A 19,007-nucleotide genomic window follows, 5' to 3' on the forward strand; every position below is an offset into this window, starting at 1 on the left:
GCCAGGCACCAAGGCTCTCTGGATCGGGCTGCCACGCATGGACGACATCGCCGAGTTCTTCAAAGTCTTTGCCAAGCTTGCTGAAGGACCCTAACATCTCACGTCACCGTGTCCAGCGAACACTTCTCGGGCAGGATCAGAGCTAAGGCGGGCCGCGAGTTCGGCCAGCAGCAGCGCCTCGCCGCGGCAGTGGCGCTGCCAGTCGCCCAGGTGCACACTTTCATCTTCGCTGTGGATGCGCGAACCGGGATCACCCGGGCCGATCAGCAGCGCCGGGGCGCCGAAAGCGGCGGCGAACGGGCCGACAAACGGGATCGAGCCGCCGACGCCCATGTACACCGGCGCCACCCCGAAGGCGGCGCTCAAGGCCGCTTCCGCCGCCGCGAATGCCGGCCCGCCCGGTTCGCACACCCACGCCGGTGCCGAGTCGGCACCGGGAGTTATCTCGACGGTCAGTCCCCAGGGTGTAACGGCTCGCAAGTGGTCGGCCAGGCGCTGCTGGCAGCGCTGCGGGTCCTGCCCGGGCGCCAGCCGCAGGCTGACACGCGCCGCAGCTTCCGCCAGCACCTGGTTCGAGGAGCCGGCAATCGGGTGGGCGTCGAGTCCGATAATGCTTATGGCCGGCTGCATCCACAGGCGCTCGAAGAGCGAGTGGGCGGGATCGCCGACCAGCTGGGCGTCGCCGATAACGCCAGCCGAGCGGCGAAAAGCGCTTTCATCGAGCGCTAGTGCGGCCAAGCGCGCCCGCTCGGCCGCACTCGGCGGGCGCACATCGTCGGCCAAGCCGGGCACCGCAATGGCACCACGATCGTCCACCAGCGTGGCCAGCATCTTCGACAGCGCCAGCACCGGGTCGGGCAGGGCGCCACCGAACATGCCGCTGTGCTGCGGGGCTCGCAGGGCCCGCACCCGGACGGCGAGATCAGTGAGGCCGCGCAGCATGTACGTCAGCGCCGGCCGGCCAACGGCCCAGTTGCCGGCATCGGCCAGCACGATCACGTCGGCGCGCAGCTCGGCCGCGTAGCGATCGAGAAACGCCCGCAAATGGCCGCAGCCGATTTCCTCCTCGCCCTCGATGAGCACCTTGACGTTGCAGGGTAGCTTGCCGGTTGCGCCCAGCCAGCCGTCGATGGCGGCGGCGTGCATTACGGCGCCGCCTTTGTCGTCGGCGCTGCCGCGGCCGTAAAGGCGGCCGTTGCGCTCAACCGGCTCGAACGGATCGGCACTCCAGCGTTCGCGATGCCCGGGCGGTTGCACGTCGTGGTGGGCGTAAAACAACACCGTTGGTGCGCCGGCCGCACCCAGCCACTCGGCGGCAACGTAGGGGTGGCTATCGCCGACTTCGAGCAGGCGAACGTTGTGCAAACCTGCACCTGCGAGCATGGTCGCGACCGCCTCTGCCGAGCGGCGGACTTCGCTGGGCGCAAACCCGCCTGCGCTCACGCTCGGAATGCGGATCAGGGATTCCAGCGCCGCACGGTGGCGCGGCAGGTGCTCGTCGATGCGCGCCAGTACGCGCGCGATGGTGGCCGCATCAGTCATCGCCGCGGACGCTACTGCCCTGCCGCCGGGGCGTCAAGGTGCGCCGTTGCCGTCCGGCCCGGCGCCGCGTCACCCGCACCCGTTGCCGACCGCGCCAGGGTGTATTAAGTGCTACGTGTGTCTGAGACCGCGATGTCAGCTACTTCCGCCCACCGCTCCGGCTATGTCGCCATCGTCGGCCGCCCGAACGTCGGCAAGTCGACGCTGCTCAATGCCGTGCTCGGGCGCAAGGTCGCGGCGGTGACCCCCAAGCCGCAAACCACCCGCACCCGTATCCTCGGCATCAAGACCTTGGCGCAGGCGCAGATCCTGTTCATCGATACGCCCGGCCTGCATCAACCGCGCGGGTTGCTCAACGAGCGCATGGTGGAGGTGGCCCGCCGTGCCCTGAGCGATGCCGACGCGGTGGTGTGGCTCGTCGATGGCGCTGCCGGCCTGCAGCCCGCTGATCGCCACGCGCTGCGGCTGGCGCAGGCCAGTGCCAAACCGCTGTGCGCGGTGGTCACCAAGATCGATCTGGTGCCCAAGGATGGATTGCTCGTGCTGCTCGATGAGGTGAGCCGGCTGTGTCCGGAGCGGCCGATTGTGCCGGTCAGCGCGCTGACCGGCGACAACCTCGACCGGCTGCTGGCGGTGCTCGCCGCCGAGTTGCCGGCGGGGCCGGCATACTACCCGGATGACGAGCTCACGGATCAAAGCGAGCGCGCCATTGTTGCCGAGATCATTCGCGAGAAGGTCATCTTGGCCACGCGCGACGAGGTGCCGTATGCGGTTGCGGTGACCATCGATGAATTCACCGAGAAGCCAGAGAAATCCCTGGTGGTGATCAAGGCTGCCATTCACGTCGCCCGCGTGTCGCAGAAGCCGATCGTGATCGGAGAAGGGGGCCGCCGCATCAAAGCCATCGGCCAGAGCGCGCGCGCGGAGATCGAGACCTTGCTCGAACGGCGGGTGTTCTTGGAGCTGTTCGTGCGCGTGCAAACCGACTGGCCGACGACGCCGGCGCGGCTGAAAGAGTTCGGGCTGTAGCCTCGGCCACCCCCCGCTCCTTATGAAGCCCGCAGGGCCTTTGTATACGTCGATTGATCCCACCGGTTTCAAGCTCTCGGTGGTGGTGCCGGTGTACAACGAGCAAGCCACCATCGCCGAGATCTTGCGGCGGGTGGCGGCGGCGCCGTTTCGCAAGGAGGTGATCGTCGTCGACGACGGTTCGAGCGACGACACCGCTGCGATCCTGCTTGCGCTCGAAAACAGCGGCCGGATCGAGGGCCCGCCCGGTCTCGAGAACACGCTGCGAGTGCTGCGACAGCAGCCCAACCAGGGCAAAGGAGCGGCGCTACGAGCCGGCTTTCGTGCTGCCACCGGCGACGTCGTGGTGGTGCAGGATGCCGACTTGGAATACGACCCGGCTGACTACGCACTGCTGATTGGTCCCATCCTCGACGGCCGTGCCGACGCCGTCTACGGCTCGCGCTTCATCGGCAGCGCTCCTCACCGAGTGTTGTTCTTTTGGCACTTCGTCGGCAATAAGCTGCTGACGCTGCTGTCGAACATGGTGACCAACCTCAACCTCACCGACATGGAGACCGGCGCGAAGGCATTTCGCACCGACGTGATCAAACGCATCCCGTTGCACGCCAAGCGCTTCGGCTTCGAGCCCGAAGTCACCGCCAAGCTGGCGCACATGCGGGCACGTATTTACGAGGTGGGCTGTTCGTACAGCGGACGCGACTACGCCCAAGGTAAGAAGATCGGCCTCAAGGATGCCTTTGCCGCTGTTTACACCATCTTGCGGAACGCGCGGCCGCGTGACGGTGTGCCGCTGGCGGTCGAAGCGGCCGGCGCCCGGCCCACGGACGCGTAGCGCTGAGAGCTGATGCGCCAGCGCAAGCTCAAGGAACCGGCGCCGGTGCTGGCTACGGCCGCGCTGCCGGTGGTGGCGATCGTCGGCCGGCCCAACGCCGGCAAGTCGACGTTGTTCAACCGCCTGGTGCGCAGCCAGCGAGCGCTGGTCGATGAACGGCCGGGCGTGACGCGTGACCGCAACGAGGCGGTGGCACAATGGGGCGGCCGCTGCTTTCGCCTGGTCGATACCGGCGGCGTCGAGGCTGACGAGCGGCCGGCGGATGAGCTGCTCGCGGCCGTACGCACCCACACGCTGCGCGCCAGTACCGAAGCCGATGCCATTATTCTGCTCGTCGATGGCCGCGCCGGTGCCAGCGCGCTCGAAGCCGGGCTGTGGCGGCGGTTGCGGAGCGGGCACGCGCCGGTGTTCTTCGCCGCCAACAAGCTCGACACCGCCGGCCTCGCAGACCAGGCCGCGGACTTCTTTCGCCTCGGCGTCGAGCGGGTCTACCCGATGTCGGCCGCACACGGCCGCGGCGTGGACGAGTTGATGGCCGAGGTCGTGGCAGCGTTGCCGGGTGATAGCGCGACGCCAGCGGTTGCCGCAGTCGACGAGCCGATTGCGCTGGCGATCGTCGGCCGGCCTAATGTGGGCAAGTCGTCCTTGCTCAACCGCCTCCTCGGCGAGGAGCGCGCCATCGTGTCACCGATCCCGGGTACTACCCGCGACGCGATCGATTCTCTGGCCACGTTCAATGCCCGCAACTACCTGCTAATCGACACCGCGGGTATTCGGCGCCGGCCCAAGGTGCACGAGGGACTCGAACGCGCCAGCGTGGCGCGGGCCTTGCGCGCGCTCGATCGCGCCGAGATCGCGTTGCTGGTGATCGACGGTAGCGAACCACTTGCGGAGCAGGATGCGCGCATCGCCGGCTACGCTTGGGAGCGCGGCCGCGCCCTGCTGTTCGTCGTCAACAAATGGGACGCGCGACCGAAAGGCGAGCGCGAAGAACGCCGTTTTCAAGAAGCCCTGGCCTGGAAGTACCCGACGCTGGCGGAGGTACCGATGGTGTTTGTGTCGGCACTGAGCGGGCGCGGCGTCGACCGGGTCGTTCCGGCAGTCGAGGCGCTGGCGGCGGCGCATCGCGCACAACTGCCGACGCCGCGCGTGAATCAGGTGCTCCAAGCCGCGACTCAGGCGCAGGCGCCGCCGAGCGTGCAAGGCAAACGGCCGGTGTTTTACTACGCCACGCAGACCGGCAGTGCGCCGCCGGTGCTCACCATCTTCACCAGCGCCCCGCGCCTGGTGCAGCCGGTGTATGAGCGCTTTCTGCGCAACCAGTTTGCCGCGGCGTTCGAGTTGCACGGCACGCCCCTGCAGTTGCGCTTCCGGCCACGGCGGGAGACCCAGAGCCTAGCGCCAAAACGCAGCGCCAGGGCTACGCGGGGAGACCGCGGCGCGCGCAAACACTAGGACCGCGGCGCGGCGCAACGCGGTTTACTTACAGAGTCTTGGCCGCTAGCATCCCCGAGTGATGAGTCAGAGCGGTAGGGTCCTGATGGCAGCGCTGCCGCGCCGGCTGCGTTCGGCGATGGCACGGCGCGCCAACATGACGCCGCTGCGGCTCTTCAACCTCGTGCTCAATCGCCTGGAAATGAAGCTCGGGCGGACGCGCCTGATTTCTCGCCCGTATGAGCTCTGCATCGACGTCAGCAACAAGTGCAATCTGACCTGCCCGTTCTGCCCCACCGGCCGCCGCGAGCACGGCCGAGGCAAGGGCCACGTTGCCCTTGAAACCTTCAGCGCGATTCTCGACGAGCTGGCGCCCTACGTCTTCAGCCTCGAACTGTTCAACTGGGGCGAAGCCTTCTTCAACCCCGAGCTACCGCAGCTGATCGAGTATGCCCATCGCCGCAAGGTGGAGACCTCGATTTCCAGCAACTTGAGCTTCCGCCTCAAAGAAGACTACCTGCGCTCTATCGTCACCGCCGGCCTGACGAACCTGACGGCTTCTATCGACGGGGCCGATCAGCAGTCATACGAGGTCTACCGGCGCGGCGGCAACTTCGCCCTAGCGGTGGAGAACTTGCGCACGCTGGTGCGCCTGCGCCGCGAGCTGAACAGCCGCTTTCCGCGCTTGTGCTGGCAGTACCTGATCTTCGCCCACAACGAACGGCGCGTGGACGAAGCCCGCCAACTGGCCCACGAGCTCGGGCTCGATAGCTTCGCCGCCTCGGGCGGGCTCTACGACGAACCCGACTGGGCGCCGGCGGGCGATCACTCGTACCAGTATCTCGAGATGCACCCCAACCGCTGCCCGTGGCTGTGGCGCAAGGCGGTGTTTCACTGGGACGGCGGCATGGCCTCGTGCTGTTCCGGTTTCTTCAAACACGATGATTTTGGCGATTGGCAGCCGGGCGCTTTTCGGCAGTTATGGAACAACGAGAAGTTCGTGGCCGCGCGCCGCATCTGGACGGAAAAGGACTCACCGTTGCCGGACGGGCACTTCTGCACCAGTTGTGACAAAGTGCGCTTCTATCGCGGCTTGCCGCTGCACTCGAAGATGAAGCCGCCGCCGCAGCTGCGCGAGCAGGCCTCAGGCTGAGACGGTTAGCCGCCGCTCTGCGGCGATGCTCCCGGCCGCCATTGCCAGATCGCGACCGCCAGCAGGACGAGAAGGGTAGTGCCGCTAACGGCCAGACCCAGCCAGAACGAACGCGGAACAAAGCGGAACTCCACCGTGTGCTCGCCTGCCGGCACCGGCACGCCGCGGAAGACATAGTCCGCGCGGTAAATCGCGGCCGGCCGGCCGTCCACGCTCGCTTCCCAGCCCGGGTAGAACTGATCGGTGAGTACCAGCAAGCCCCGGCTGTCGCCGCCGACGCGGATGGCGACATACTCCGGCGCGTACTCGGTAATCTCGGCCGCGCGCGACTGCCCGCCGGTGACGGCGGCGGCCTCGGTCTCCACCAGGGCGCTCGTCAGCGGCTCAAATGAGCGGCTGCTCAGACGCCCCAGCATCGCCTTCGGGTCGGTGACCTCGCTGTGCCCGACGACAAAAGCGCGCGGCAACGCGGCCGGATTCTCGTGCACCGTGAACTCGCCGTCGGCAAACACCGGCCGGTAGCGCGCGGCTTCGGCCGCTGTGAACGGGGTGTTGGTTCGTGTCACGATATGGCGCACGCCGAGCAGATCGAGCAACCTCATTTGCTTGCGTTGGGCATCGAGAATGAGACGGCCTTGGGGCAAGGCCACGGGTTGTGGCGGCGCCGCGCGCTCGGCCCAGGCGAGGTATTCGGCATAACGGCTCGGGATCAGACTTTCGTGGTCCGTGATCGCATAGAGGTGGTGGCGCATGCCCACTTTTGGCAGAGGGGCGCCCGGTGCCGGCATATGGAAATGGCTACGCGGTAGATCCGGTTGCGCCCGCAGGAAGTCAATCACCGAGGCCGGTGCGCCGAAGTGCTCGGGGGCAACGTCCGGGATAAGGGCGTAGTTGGCGAACCCGAGCGCGAGATCCAACCACAGCGCGCCAATGGCGCCCGCCCAAGCCAGGGGGCGCGCCGTGCTCGCCAGCATCAGCGCCGGAATAGACAGGGCGAGCAGCACGGTGGCGGTCCGGCGGCCGATCCAGTCGAGCGGCGGGCTCGGCGGATGAAAGCGGATGATGATGGCGACCAAGATGAGCGCGGCTGCCGCGGCCGCCAGCGCCGGCCAACGCCCCGCCGGCCGGCGAGCCATCAAAGCCTCGGCGCCGATGCCGGCAGTGCACGCGAGAGCACCGGTCGCCAGCCAGATGAATTCGGCCGGAAATCGAAACCAGTTGCTGGTCGGGAGCATCTGGTACCACCTGTATGCCGGCGTGAGCTGACCCAGCGCCAGTACTCCGGCAGACAGCGCCAGGGTCAGAAAGAAGATCGAGCGCGAACGCAAACGAGGATGAAACAGCGCCAGTGCCGAAAACGGCAGCATCGTCGCCCCGAGGTAGAGCGAGCCGGCGGCTGTAGGTGTGAATAAAGGGAAGAACAGCGAGCGGAACTGGCCGAGCCCTTGCAGCGGGAAGGGATCGGCGGCTGCCGCCGAGAGCGAACCCAGCCGGCGCGGGCTCAGCGCCGTCATCTCCATCATTGGCAGCAGCTGGACGGCGCTCAGTGCGCCCGCGATCACCAGGGCAGCAGCCAGCGCCGCGCTGGCGTTAGTGGCTGGACGCCAGCGGCCGCCGCGCGCCATCGCGGCCACCTCCCAGACCGCCAGCAGGGCGACGCTGTAGCCGGTGAGCATATTGTACAGTGGGTAGCCGCCGAGGTACTGGCAGGCGAAGACCGTCGCCAGCCACAACGCCGGCCGCAGCGGTGACTGCTCGCGGAACATCCGGATAGTCAACGCCCATGCGAGCGGCAGCCAGACGGCACCCACCAGCCAGGTCCGGACGTAGAGGTGGCTTTGCAGGTAGCCGCTGAAGGCGTAGGTGACGGCGGTAACCAAGATGCCACCGCTGGAGAGGCCGAGGACGCGCCCGAGGTAGCCCGCAAAGATCAGCGCCATGGTGTAGTGAACGATCGCGGTCCACTTGAATGCCAGGCCGGGTTCGAGAAAGAAATGTAGAGCGTTGAACGGGTAGAGCAAACCGTGCTGGTGGGTGGCAAAGAACGGCAGACCGGCGAGCTGGTACGGATTCCAGAGCGGGAAATGGCCGTGGCGCAACTCATCGAAACCGAAGCGCACCGTCGGGTAGTAGTAGGCGTAGAGGTCGTAGTTCAGAAACGGGATGAGCGAGTCGTGCGCGATTGGCCCTGCCACTCGCCAGTGCCACCAAACGGTGACCAGCACCAGCGCTCCCAGTGGCGCCCACCAGTCGGGTCTTCTCATCGGCGGCTAACGCTTTAGGCAAGTGCCGGCGCGGGTGCAAGCCGCGCCGCTTCACCGCCGTGCCGCCTGATGCAGGCCTGATGCCGTGGGCGGGTATTTTGCGGCCACCGGGACTCCTGCTACATGGATCAGCGCCCGTATGGATGTTGGACCGTCAGTTGGAGCCCCCGCTTGCGCAGATCCCACGTCGGCGCACGCGCTCTCCGCAGCCGCGAGGGCAGCGCCGAGGGCACCTCGGCGGTGGCTTGAACCGCTGTTGCTCGGCGCGGTGGCGACGGCGGTGGTAAGCCTGGTCTGGTGTTTGCGGATTGTCGCCGGCGCTACCGAGTACGGTGCCAACTACGATCTCTACCTCTACTACTACCCGGCGCTGGAGTTCAGTTTCGAGGCGCTGCGCGCGGGGCATCTGCCGTTGTGGAATCCCTTCCAACTCGGGGGCATCCCCGGCCTGGCCACTTTGCAGGCGGGCGTGCTGTACCCGCTACATCTGATCTATCTCATCGTTCCCACGGCTCTCGGGATGGGGGTGCAGGCATTTGTGCACCTGCTGCTGGCGGTCGTGTTCATGGCGCTGCTCGGGCGGGGCTTGGAGCTTGGCTGGCTGGCCGCGCTGACGGCCGGGCTGAGCTTCGCGCTGTCGGGCGCGGTGCTGTCGAATCTATTTTGGCCCCCGTTTCTGGAGTCGCTGGTGTGGTTGCCACTCGGAGTGACGGCGCTGGCGCGCTTCGGTAGCCGAGGCCGGCGGGGTTGGTTGCTGCTGTTGTCACTGGCGGTGGCGATGCCCGCGCTTTCCGGCGGCCATCAGAACGTCGTCTACATTGTCTATACCTTCGCGCTCTTCTCACTGCTCAACTGCTCTGCGCCGGCGATTGGCCAGCGCTCGCTCGCACCGCTGCGGCAGCTTTGGCCGATAGCGCTCGCGATTGCGGCGGGGTTTGCCCTGGCCGCCGCGCAGTTGCTGCCGACGCTCGAGTTGGCGCAGCAGAGCGCACGCTCGACCGCCAGTCTGCCGCTGTACCAGATCAATCCGCCATTTAATCCCTTGGATACGGCCAAGACCACGGCCGCACTGCTCGATGGGGCGGTGATGCCGCCGGCTGGTCCGTGGCTGCCGTATGTTGGTGCGCTGCCGTTGGCGTTGGCTGTGAGCGGGTTGGTGGCGGCGCCGATGCGGCTGCGGTGGTTTTGTGCGCTGCTAGTGCTGTGGGGCGGACTTGGTATGGTGGCCCCCGAGTGGTTTCTCAAGTTGCACGCGCAGGTGCCGGGTATGAGCTGGTTTCGGCTACCGCAGCGCGCCTTCCTGTTGGCGAACTTCGGTGTCGCCTTGCTGGCGGGAGTGGGCGCGCACGCACTCGTCAGCGGCGCAACCAGACTGCGACGCGCCGCCGCGATGCTGGCCGCCGGGCTGGCCTTGGGGTTGGCGGCCTACCGCTACCCACAGCTGTCATTCCTGGTGCCGGCGGCGGCGGTGGTACTCGTGCCGGTTGCGGCTTGGGCGCGCCGCGGCACACTGGCGAGCGCTGCGGCTGCGGGTATCGTTGTCCTCGTGGTGGTCGATCTGGTGGGCTTCTCGATGAACCGGCAGAATCTCCCGTACCTCAACAACTCCTGGCGGCGCATCTGGCAGCATCAGCGCGTGTACGGCGACGTGGCCGAGCGCGCGGGATTGTCGCGGGTGTTTGTCGTTCGCGGGGAAGCGCGCTGGTCGGCGAAAGTCGCCATGCTGTTCGGCTTCTTTTCGCCGGTGGACTACGAACCGCTGGCTTTGCAGCGCTACGGCGCCCTCTTCTATGCCGCCGTCGGTGGTCTGGGCTCGGGCGGCAGCAAGTGGCCGTTCCCGTTCCAGGGCGACTGGCCCGGCTCGCTGGTCGGGCCGGCGCGGCGGTTCCTGCAACTCCTGGGCGTGCGCTATTTTCTTTTTCATCCTGAGAAACTCAGCGGACGCGACGCTCAAGAGCTGACTGCGGGTCTGGTGCGGGTCGAGATGCCGGCCTGGGTGATGAACCCGGAGGCCAGGGGATTCGCGTTGTTTGAAGATCCTGAGGCGCTGCCGCGGGCTTACGCGGTCAACCAGGCGCAGTGCGGCATGGCGCTGGATGAGTGGTTTCGCCGCGTCGCCGCTGGCAGCTTCGATCTGCGGCGTAGCGTGATGCTGGAGGATGGCTGCGTGCCCGGCGGCCGCGGGCGCTCGGCCGAACGGGAGGTGGTGATCGAAGCCTATGGCGATACCTTCGTGCGCATCACGGCGGAAATGGAAGAAGCCGGCTATCTGGTGCTGACCGACTCGTACTATCCCGGCTGGCAGGCGTACGTTAACGGCCGCCGCGAGCCGATCCGGCGGGCCAACGCCGTTGCGCGAGCGGTGCGCATTGCCCCCGGTCACAGCGTGGTGGAATTCCGCTACGTGCCGTGGAGCTTCTATGGCGGCAGCGTCATCAGCGGCCTGACGCTGGTGCTCGGGGTGGGTTGGATCGGCTGGCGTGCGCGCCGGACTAGGGACGAGGACAGGTGATCGCCGGCGATCGAGCCTGGGTTGTCGGCCCGCGCGCGCTCGGCTGGCTGCTGGCGGCGGCCGTTGCCGTCTACCAGTTGAGTCTGCCGCGCGTGCTGGGCGGGGCAGACGAAAGCGTTGTCCTCTACGGCGCCAAACGGGTGCTCGACGGGCAGGCGCTCTATCGTGACGTGTTTGAGTTCATCACTCCGGGTAGCTTTTACTTCTTTGCCGGCATCTTCGCCCTGAGCGGGCCATCGCTGCTGGCGGCGCGCGTGGCGATGGCGGTGATCAACGCGGTCAGTTGCGTGCTGCTATTCGCTTTGGCGCGGCGGGTGGCGGGGGCGGCCGAGGCCGCCGTTGCGGTAGTGTTGTTCGCGGCGACGTGCTTGCCGGCATGGCCGTACGCTAGCCCGCACTGGTTATCCACCGCCCTCTGCTTGGGAACCGCCACGGCCGTGTTGGGCGAGCGGCAAAGCCAAGCGGGTCGCGCGCGGGTTCTGCTGGCGGGGGCGCTGGCGGCGCTGACCTTTTGTGTTCAGCAACAGCAGGGTGTTGTTCTGGCCGGCTGGCTGGCTGTGACCCTGGTCGCGGGCGCGTGGCCCGCGGTTGCCGGCGGTGGCTGGCGGCGCGTCCGCCATGACCTCGGTTGTGCGCTGGTGGCGTGGTTGCTGGTGGCGGGGGTGGTGCTCGGCTACAGCGCTTGGCGCGCTTCGGTGGCGGAGCTGGTCTACGCCATCTTCACCTTTGTGTTCCAGCGCTATTCCAGTTTTCACGCCGACCAGGTGTCGTGGGCGGGTGTCTGCGCCCTGTGCGGCAAGCTGGCTCCCTTGGCTTGGCCGTGGCTGTTGCAGGGCTATCCGGTTGCTCTGGCGGCCGAAGCAGTTGCAGTCGGGCTCGCACTGCGTCACCGGCGCGGCAACGATGAGGTAACGCGGGGGTGTCTGGTGCTGCTGGCTGCGGTCATGGCCGGTTCGATTCTCTACTATCCGGACTTCATCCACGTTGCCTTCATCGCCCCGTTCGGGTTAGTGCTGGCGGCTCGAATTGCGCGCGGAGTGTGCTCGATGGCTTTGTGGCAACCCAATCGGCTCCTGCGTCTGGTTCCCCAGGTTGCGTTGTTGCTGCTGGCGGTGGCGGCGATGAACAAGGGCTGGAGCAACTGGCGCTACGCCTGGCAGATGGCGCCGGAGGAGTTCGAGAGCGCTGTCGGCACATTGCGAGGTGAAGCGAAGACGCGGGCCTTGTTGCAAGCCGTGCGGCAAGCCTTTGCTCGCGAGCCGCAGGCGCCGCGCACCCTGTTCACTTATCCTTCCGACCCGTGGCTCTATCTGGCAGTGCCGGCCGACAACCCGACGCCGTTCTCGTTCTTGCTGCGCGACTACAATACCCCGGCGCAGGTGGAGCAGGCGTTGCGGGCCGTGGCCGAACGCGACACGGCTGTCCTGGTGATCAACGCCGGCTTCGTGGCCGGTGATGACCCGGTGGTCCGATTGCAGCGGCAGCGCCACTACCAGCGCGTCGCTGAAGTGGGCCCATATGCGGTGTATGGCCGGCAGCGGACGCACTGAGCCCGCCGGGAGCTCGCAGGAGCCGGCCCCAAGCCTGCGCGGGTGGCTGCGGGCCGCGGCGTTTCACTACGGGCGCGTGCTCGGTAACGGCTACCGCGCGCGGCGGGAGGTGGCCGCCGCGCTGGCCGCCACCGCGACGGAGCGCGTGCTCGATGTCGGCTGCGGCACCGGCTGGTTTTGCCTCGCCGTACCCGGGGAATACGTCGGCATCGATCTTGATCGCGACTACCTCGCCTTTGCCCAGCGGCGCTGGCGCAGTTCTCAGCGCCGCTTCGAGCTGACCGCGCTGGAGCGCCTCGATGCCGGCCGCGGCTTCGAGCGGGCGATGTTGATCAATTGCTTGCACCACCTGTCCGACGGCGAGGCCAGCGCCGTGCTCGGCCGTCTGGCGCAGATCGTTCGCTTGCGGCTGGTGGTGGTTGACATGGACCCGGAGGGGTCGAATTGGTTGCAGCGCGCGCTATTGCGTATGGACCGCGGGCATTTTATCCGTTCACTGTCGCAGCAGCGGGCATTGCTGGCGCGTTCGTTCGCGATCGTGGCCGAGCGCTGCTTTCGCAATACGCCCCGCACTGCCGTGCAAGTGTTGTTCGTGTGCGAGCCGCGACCATGAACACCGAGCTAAGCGTGCTGGTTCCCTGCTTCAACGAGCAGGGCAATCTCTTGGAGCTGGTCGAGCGTACCGAGCGCGTGTTCGACCGGCGCGCGATTGCGGGCGAGATCATCCTGGTCAACGACGGGAGCCAGGACCATACAGGGAGGGAAATCGATCAACTCGCTGCTACACACCCGCGAGTCGTCGCCGTCCACCATTGCCACAACCAGGGCATCCCGGCGGCCTGGAAGAGCGGCTTGGCGCGCGCCCAGGGGCGCTACGTCCTGACCATCGACGCCGACCTCCAGTACCAGCCCGAGGCCATCGCCCAGCTCTATCGCGAGATCTGCTTCAGCCATGCCGACCTGGTGCAAGGGTGGCGCAGCCCGCTGGAGCGCAAAACCGACGACATCCGCTACTACATGAGCCGCGGCCTGGATTACCTGCTCAAACTCCTGTTCGACATGCCGCAGCAGCACGACGTCAAGTCGGGCTTCATTGTCTACAAGCGCGAAGTGTTCGAGGAAATCCTCGCCCACGCTCGCGGCTATTGGTACTTCCAGACCTTCGTGACAGTGGCGGCCAAGGCCAAGGGCTTCTCCATCCGTCAGCTCGAGACGCTCTTCGACGAGCGGCGCGTGGGCCGCTCGTTCATGAGCCGAGTGCCGCTGGGGGTTACGGCTAAGACGCTGCTCGACCTCGGCCGCGCGCTGGGCGAGTTCCGCCTGCGCGAGCCCAAGGAGCAGAGCTTGGCCCTGTCGGCCCCGGCCCCGAGGGTTCCGGCCAGGCGCGACTGGCGCAGCCGATATCAGCGCCTGTACCGTGGCCTGATGCCGGTGCATCACTGGATGATTTCCACCAACGCACCGCGCTACCTCGATGAGCTCAGGCAAACGCAGTGGCTTTCGCCGGGCGAGCTGGCGCAGCTTCAGCTGCGCCGGCTGCAACGCTTGGTTCAGCACGCCTACGATCACGTCGGCTGGTACCGCGAGCAGTTCCAAGCCGCCGGTGTAACGCCGCGCGATGTGCGCAGCCTGGACGACCTGCGCCGGCTGCCGCTGCTCAGCAAGCAGGAGCTGCGTGACAACCTTTACTTCGATCTGCTGTCCGACAACCACGACAAGCACAAGATCCAGAAGATCACCACCAGTGGCTCCACCGGCGAGCCCCTGGCGCTTTTCGTAGACCGCCTCCAGCTCGACATGCGTTGGGCCAATACCTGGCGCAACATGGAGTGGACCGGCTACCGCTTCGGCGACCGGCAGGTCCGCCTGTGGCACTCGTCCCTGGGGTTGACGCGCAAGCAAGTAGCGAAGGAATACCTCGATGCGTTTCTGCTCCGGCGCAAGTTCTTCCCCGTGTTCAGCCTCGATGACGCCATGCTGCGGCGCTACGTCGATTACGTTCGCCGCCACCGGCCGGCACTGCTGGATGGCTACGCCGAGGCGTTCAACGTGATCGCGCACTACCTCGAACGCGAGCGGGTGACCGGCCTCTGCGCCGGCGCGATCATTTCCTCGGCGCAGACGTTGCCGGCGGTGACCCGGGCGCTGATCGAGCGGCAATTCTGCTGTCGGGTATTCGACAAGTACGGTGCCCGTGAGTTCAGCGGCATCGCCCACGAGTGCGAGCAGCACCGCGGCTACCACGTCAACGCCGAGAGCTACATCGTCGAAGTGTTGCGCGACGGCCGGCCGGCGGCCGCGGGCGAGGTCGGCGAGGTCGTGGTAACCGATCTGAACAATCGCTGCGTGCCGTTGATTCGCTACCGGCTCAACGACCTGGCGGTGCCGAGCGATCGCACCTGTGCCTGCGGGCGCGGGCTGCCGCTGCTCGAACGCGTGCTCGGCCGGCTGCAATCGGTGGTGCTGGGGAGCAACGGGCGGTACTTGCCGGCGAGCTTCTTCGCGCACTTCTTCAAAGAATACGAGTACGCGGTGGCGCGCTATCAGGTGGTGCAGGAGGCGCGCACGCGACTGGTGGTCCGGTTGATTCGCAAGCCGCGTTTTTCGGAAGAGACCGAGGCCGCCATTCGCCGCGCCCTCGGCAAGGCGTTGGGTGAGGCGATGAGCATCGGCCTCGAATACGTCGACAAGCTACCGCTGGGGCGAACGGGGAAAGCGCAAATCTGTCTGAGCCTGATCGAGCTGCCGCTGTTTTCGGCGGCCGCGGCCGAGGCCTGGGAGGAGGAGATCCGCCGTGAAGCCGCGGGTTGACGACGTCGCGGCGTGGAACGAGCGCTGGGCCCGCGACTACGACATCGATCGCTACTACGCCCAGGCGCACTGGTTGGTGCGTTGGGTCGAGGCGCGCCGGGTCGAAGTTGCGGTGCAGCTGTTGGCTGCCGGCCCGGAGGATCTGGTCGTCGAGCTGGGCTGCGGGGCGGGCCACGTACTCGGTCAGTGTCCCGGGCGGCTGGTGGGTCTGGAGATCGCGCCCACAATGTTGCTGAAATCACGCCGCCGCCTGGGGGCGCGGGCGGCATTGGTGCGCGCCGACGTGGAACAGCTGCCGCTGCAGTCCGCACGACTCACCCGGCTGGTGTGTACCGAGGTCATCGAGCACGTGGTTGATCCGCGCCGCTTATTGGAGGAGATTGCTCGGGTGCTGGCACCGCATGGGAGCGTGGTGATTACGTTCCCCAATGAAGCCTTGATCGAGGCGTTGAAGCGCTGGGCTTTGCGCCTGCGGTTGTTTCGCCGGCTGGCTCCCGGCCCGACCGTGGCGGCTGAGGCCGACTGGCACTTGCATAGCTTTTCGCCGGAGTTGTTCCGCCGCTTGCAACCGGCCGCGCTCGAGTTGCTAGCGACCCGCGCCGTACCTTCAGCGCTGCTGCCGTTGCGCTACGTTTGCCTGCTCCGGCGGCGGGAAGAGTAACCGGGGCGTATGCCTGAGCTGGCGGAGAACCTGGTAGCGGTCGTGCGCGAGGCGAGCGTCTATCCGCTGGCGGCGCCGTTTGATCCGCCCAACCCGGTGTATGACGCCGTGATGCGCCTTCTGGCGCAGCTCGATCTCGATGCCGAGCACCTCGGCACCACCGAGTGGAACCCACTGGGCGCGCTGGTCGGGCCCGGCCAGCACGTAGTGATCAAACCCAACTTCGTGAGCGCTCGCAACTTCCATCAACGTTACGACCGTGAGGACTTCCTGTGCTGTTGTACTCATCCGTCGGTGATGCGGCCGGTGATCGACCTCGCCTGGCGCGCCCTGCGCGGCCGCGGCACCATCACCATTGCTGAATCGCCGCTCGAAGGCGGCAACTTCCCGACCACCCTGGCGGCGCTGGGGGTCTCGGAGATGGTCGAGACGCTGCGGCGGCGCGATCGGCTGAACCTCGAGCTGATCGACTTGCGCGACTACCATCTGGTGCCGCAGATGCTGATAGATAACGCGGTCATCGCCGGGCGCAGCCTGAATCTCGGGCGCTTGCGCCGCGCACCGCTGCCCGGTGACCCGCGCGGGTATGCGACGGTTGACCTGGGCGCGGCCAGCGCTTTTGCCGAGCTGGGCGAACGCTGCGCGCGCTTGCGTTTCCATCACAGCAACCCCGGCGCCCCCGCGCTGCATCATCGCAATGGCCGGCATGAATACTCGGTGGCCAAGACGATACTGGCCGCGGATCTGCTGATCAGCCTGCCGAAGATGAAAACTCACAAGAAGAGTGGGGTGACGCTCAGCCTCAAGAACATGATCGGCACGACCAACCAGAAGTACTGGTTGCCGCATTTCTGCAGCGGCGCTCCGCCGCTGGGCGATGAGTATCCGCTCGCGCCACCGCTGGCCGCGCGGCTGGCGATCTTCCTCTCCCGCATGACGTTGCCTGGCGGTGACGGCCTGGTGCTGCGGTTTCCGCCCGCGGCGCGGCGCGAGGAGCCGTATGTTTACGATGGCAACTGGAGTGGCAACGATACCGTTTGGCGCACCGTGCTCGATCTCAATCGCGCCGTCCTGTACGCCGATAAAGCGGGGGTGTTGCGCGAGTGCAAGCAGCGTCGAACGCTGTCGATCATCGACGGCATCGTCGCCGGCGAAGGCAACGGCCCGCTGGCGCCGCGCCCGAAACGTTGCGGCCTGCTCATCGGTGGCCTCGACTCCTGGGCCTGCGACTACGTGAGCACGCAGCTGATGGGAATCGATCCCGCCGGCATCGGTTTTCTGAGCGCTGCCGCGCAGCAGGCGCCGTATCCGATTAGCTCCCTCACGCCGGCGCAGCTGCGGATTACCCCGGCGGCGGCGACGTCGCTGCGGCTTGATTTCGATGTGCCCATTGGCTGGAGCGGGGTTCGGCTACGCGCTGATCGCAAAGCCCCATGAACCGGTCCGCTGCCGGCCGCGCCGCGCGCTGCTTTGCAAACCGGGATTGCCTTCGCTAGCTTTGGGCGCAGATGTTCGTGAACGCTTCTCCCGCTCGGCGTGGCGGGTGGCAGCCCGACGCCCGCCACGACTGGTACAGCGTGCGACGGGCGTTGAACTACTATTTGTGCAAACTGGAAATGAAGTTGGGGCGGACGCGCGTGCGCTCGCTGCCTTTCGAGCTGTGCGTCGACGTGAGCAATAAGTGCAACCTCCAATGTCCGTACTGCCCCACCGGTCGCGGCGAGTCCGGACGGCCGCGGGGTAACGTCAGTTACGAGCTGTTCTGCCGCATCCTGGACGAGCTGGGTCCGTACGCTTACAAGTTGGAGTTGTTCAATTGGGGGGAGGCGTTCTTCAACCCCGAGCTGCCGCGCTTGGTCGCCTACGCGGCGGGCAAGCGGGTGCGGACGTTGATCTCCAGCAATCTCAGCTTTCGACTCAAGGAGGAAGACGTCCGCGCGCTCATCGCCGGCGGGCTGAGCTATCTGACGGCCTCGGTTGATGGCTCCGAGCAGCAGTCATACGAAGCCTACCGGCGCGGCGGGAAGTTCGGCCTGGTTATGGACAACCTCCGTCTGTTCGTCCGCCTACGGCGCGAGCTGGGCGCTGACTACCCCAAGATCTATTGGCGCTACCTCGTGTTCGCCCACAACGAAGGCAAGGTGGGCGAGGCGCGCGCGCTGGCACAGGAGCTGGGGCTGGATGACTTCGTCGCCGAGGCGGGCTTGCACGAAGACCCCAGCTGGGCACCGCAGGGCTCTTACCAGCTCGACTACCTCGATATACATCCCAACCGCTGTGTGTGGTTGTGGAACAAGGCGGTATTCCACTGGGACGGCGGCTTGGCCTCGTGTTGCCAGGGCTTCCACCAACACGATGACTTCGCGCAATTCCGCCCTGGGCAGTTTCGCCGGTTGTGGAACAACGACAAGTTCGTTGCCGCTCGCCGGATTTGGACCGAACCCGAGTCGCCGCTTCCACCCGGCCACTTCTGCACCAGATGCGAAAAAGTCCGCGTCTTTCGCCAGCTGTCGCGCGCGCCGGCTGCCCCGGCGCTACCCCCTGCCGAAGGCGTCGTAGTCGACAGCTGACACAATGTACCCCTGCAGACTGTCAAGCTACCGCCGCGCACGCAGCTGTTACGCCGATTTTGCGAAAGCGGGGCTTGGCGGAAACAGCTGCTGATAGTGGTCAGCGCATGGCGTGATGGATGGCGGCGTCGGTGGGAGGGAAGTTGAGGTCTAGTGCGAGCGGTGGTGCGCTCTAGTCATGACTCTCAAATGCGTGGATGTAGTGTCCGGCAACGGCTCTAACGCTGTGTTGGCGGTCACTTGGCAGTGGTCTTAAGACCAGGTCTTAAGACCTGCTGAAGGCGGTGGGTACAGCGGCAACTCCTACCGCGTCAGAACATTACAGTGGCCGTAAGAAAAAGCTTGACTGATGGCGCGCGGCCAGTGTAAAGCGCGCCCATCGGTTGAGTGTGACGCCGACAGTGCCGTCGGGAAGGGGGCATGTGCGGGTTTCTGAAAGGCCGTAAGGCAGTCGGTCTTGTTAGCCGCCAGTGCGCGCGGCGGCGGGTCGTTGCCGCCGGCTGGCTGGTGCTGGGCCTGCTGGTGGGCTTGACTACCGCCGTAAAAGCGCAGACCACCACGCTCGGGGCCAGTGCTGACACGTATTTGCGCAGCGGTAGCGCAAATCAGAATCAAGGCAGCGACACCATCCTGCGGGTGCAACAGA

Annotated in this window: 14 protein-coding genes; 12 read left to right on the forward strand and 2 right to left on the reverse strand. The window is 66.6% G+C overall.

The window, feature by feature from the left end; translation table 11 throughout:
* Positions 1-90 precede the first annotated feature (90 nt).
* On the reverse strand, positions 91-1,542 hold the full coding sequence (locus HY699_22015; GenBank protein MBI4518483.1) for a M20/M25/M40 family metallo-hydrolase: 1,452 nt from the start codon (positions 1,540-1,542) through the stop codon (positions 91-93).
* 132 nt (positions 1,543-1,674) lie between these two features.
* Here HY699_22015 and era point away from each other — a divergent pair, with 132 nt between their 5' ends.
* The 4 genes from era to HY699_22035 all read left to right on the forward strand — a co-directional run bounded on the left by era (position 1,675) and on the right by HY699_22035 (position 5,993).
* Positions 1,675-2,571, forward strand: a complete 897-nt coding sequence (era, locus tag HY699_22020; protein ID MBI4518484.1) for a GTPase Era — start codon at positions 1,675-1,677, stop codon at positions 2,569-2,571.
* Positions 2,572-2,593: 22 nt separating this feature from the next.
* Entirely contained in the window at positions 2,594-3,406 is an 813-nt protein-coding gene (locus HY699_22025; protein MBI4518485.1) for a glycosyltransferase family 2 protein, read from the forward strand.
* Between the two features lie 12 nt (positions 3,407-3,418).
* Positions 3,419-4,861, forward strand: a complete 1,443-nt coding sequence (gene der / locus HY699_22030; protein MBI4518486.1) for a ribosome biogenesis GTPase Der — start codon at positions 3,419-3,421, stop codon at positions 4,859-4,861.
* A gap of 85 nt (positions 4,862-4,946) precedes the next feature.
* Positions 4,947-5,993, forward strand: a complete 1,047-nt coding sequence (locus HY699_22035; protein MBI4518487.1) for a radical SAM protein — start codon at positions 4,947-4,949, stop codon at positions 5,991-5,993.
* A gap of 5 nt (positions 5,994-5,998) precedes the next feature.
* On the opposite strand, the gene HY699_22040 is transcribed toward HY699_22035, so the two are convergent.
* Positions 5,999-8,257, reverse strand: a complete 2,259-nt coding sequence (locus HY699_22040) for a YfhO family protein (GenBank protein ID MBI4518488.1) — start codon at positions 8,255-8,257, stop codon at positions 5,999-6,001.
* A gap of 256 nt (positions 8,258-8,513) precedes the next feature.
* Here HY699_22040 and HY699_22045 point away from each other — a divergent pair, with 256 nt between their 5' ends.
* The 8 genes from HY699_22045 to HY699_22080 all read left to right on the forward strand — a co-directional run.
* The gene (locus tag HY699_22045; protein MBI4518489.1) at positions 8,514-10,769 is read left to right on the forward strand and encodes a YfhO family protein; all 2,256 of its coding nucleotides are present in this window, start codon (positions 8,514-8,516) and stop codon (positions 10,767-10,769) included.
* Positions 10,766-12,319, forward strand: coding sequence for a hypothetical protein (locus HY699_22050; protein ID MBI4518490.1), 1,554 nt, complete (start codon positions 10,766-10,768; stop codon positions 12,317-12,319). Before HY699_22045 ends, HY699_22050 begins: the two co-directional genes overlap by 4 nt.
* Complete coding sequence (locus HY699_22055; protein ID MBI4518491.1) at positions 12,288-12,932, forward strand: class I SAM-dependent methyltransferase; 645 nt, start codon at positions 12,288-12,290, stop codon at positions 12,930-12,932. Before HY699_22050 ends, HY699_22055 begins: the two co-directional genes overlap by 32 nt.
* Positions 12,929-15,130: a glycosyltransferase gene (locus HY699_22060; GenBank protein ID MBI4518492.1), complete on the forward strand. Its 2,202-nt coding sequence runs from the start codon at positions 12,929-12,931 to the stop codon at positions 15,128-15,130. Before HY699_22055 ends, HY699_22060 begins: the two co-directional genes overlap by 4 nt.
* Positions 15,114-15,791, forward strand: coding sequence for a methyltransferase domain-containing protein (locus HY699_22065; GenBank protein MBI4518493.1), 678 nt, complete (start codon positions 15,114-15,116; stop codon positions 15,789-15,791). Before HY699_22060 ends, HY699_22065 begins: the two co-directional genes overlap by 17 nt.
* Before the next feature lie 9 nt (positions 15,792-15,800).
* A complete protein-coding gene (locus tag HY699_22070; GenBank protein MBI4518494.1) occupies positions 15,801-17,228 on the forward strand; it encodes a DUF362 domain-containing protein in 1,428 nt (475 codons plus the stop codon).
* A 77-nt stretch (positions 17,229-17,305) separates the two neighbouring features.
* The gene (locus HY699_22075) at positions 17,306-18,361 is read left to right on the forward strand and encodes a radical SAM protein (protein MBI4518495.1); all 1,056 of its coding nucleotides are present in this window, start codon (positions 17,306-17,308) and stop codon (positions 18,359-18,361) included.
* Between the two features lie 420 nt (positions 18,362-18,781).
* On the forward strand, positions 18,782-19,007 hold a 226-nt coding region (locus HY699_22080), incomplete at its 3' end, for a hypothetical protein (GenBank protein ID MBI4518496.1).

It is taken from the genome of Deltaproteobacteria bacterium, assembly GCA_016210005.1.
Lineage (GTDB): Bacteria > Desulfobacterota > Binatia > HRBIN30 > JACQVA1 > JACQVA1.

Bases quoted from the DNA above. Each gene is read 5' to 3' on its own strand.
- HY699_22015 (MBI4518483.1), bottom strand. From the start codon at position 1,542: ATGACTGATGCGGCCACCATCGCGCGCGTACTGGCGCGCATCGACGAG.
- era (MBI4518484.1), top strand. From the start codon at position 1,675: ATGTCAGCTACTTCCGCCCACCGCTCCGGCTATGTCGCCATCGTCGGC.
- HY699_22025 (MBI4518485.1), top strand. From the start codon at position 2,594: ATGAAGCCCGCAGGGCCTTTGTATACGTCGATTGATCCCACCGGTTTC.
- der (MBI4518486.1), top strand. From the start codon at position 3,419: ATGCGCCAGCGCAAGCTCAAGGAACCGGCGCCGGTGCTGGCTACGGCC.
- HY699_22035 (MBI4518487.1), top strand. From the start codon at position 4,947: ATGGCAGCGCTGCCGCGCCGGCTGCGTTCGGCGATGGCACGGCGCGCC.
- HY699_22040 (MBI4518488.1), bottom strand. From the start codon at position 8,257: ATGAGAAGACCCGACTGGTGGGCGCCACTGGGAGCGCTGGTGCTGGTC.
- HY699_22055 (MBI4518491.1), top strand. From the start codon at position 12,288: ATGCGGTGTATGGCCGGCAGCGGACGCACTGAGCCCGCCGGGAGCTCG.
- HY699_22060 (MBI4518492.1), top strand. From the start codon at position 12,929: ATGAACACCGAGCTAAGCGTGCTGGTTCCCTGCTTCAACGAGCAGGGC.
- HY699_22070 (MBI4518494.1), top strand. From the start codon at position 15,801: ATGCCTGAGCTGGCGGAGAACCTGGTAGCGGTCGTGCGCGAGGCGAGC.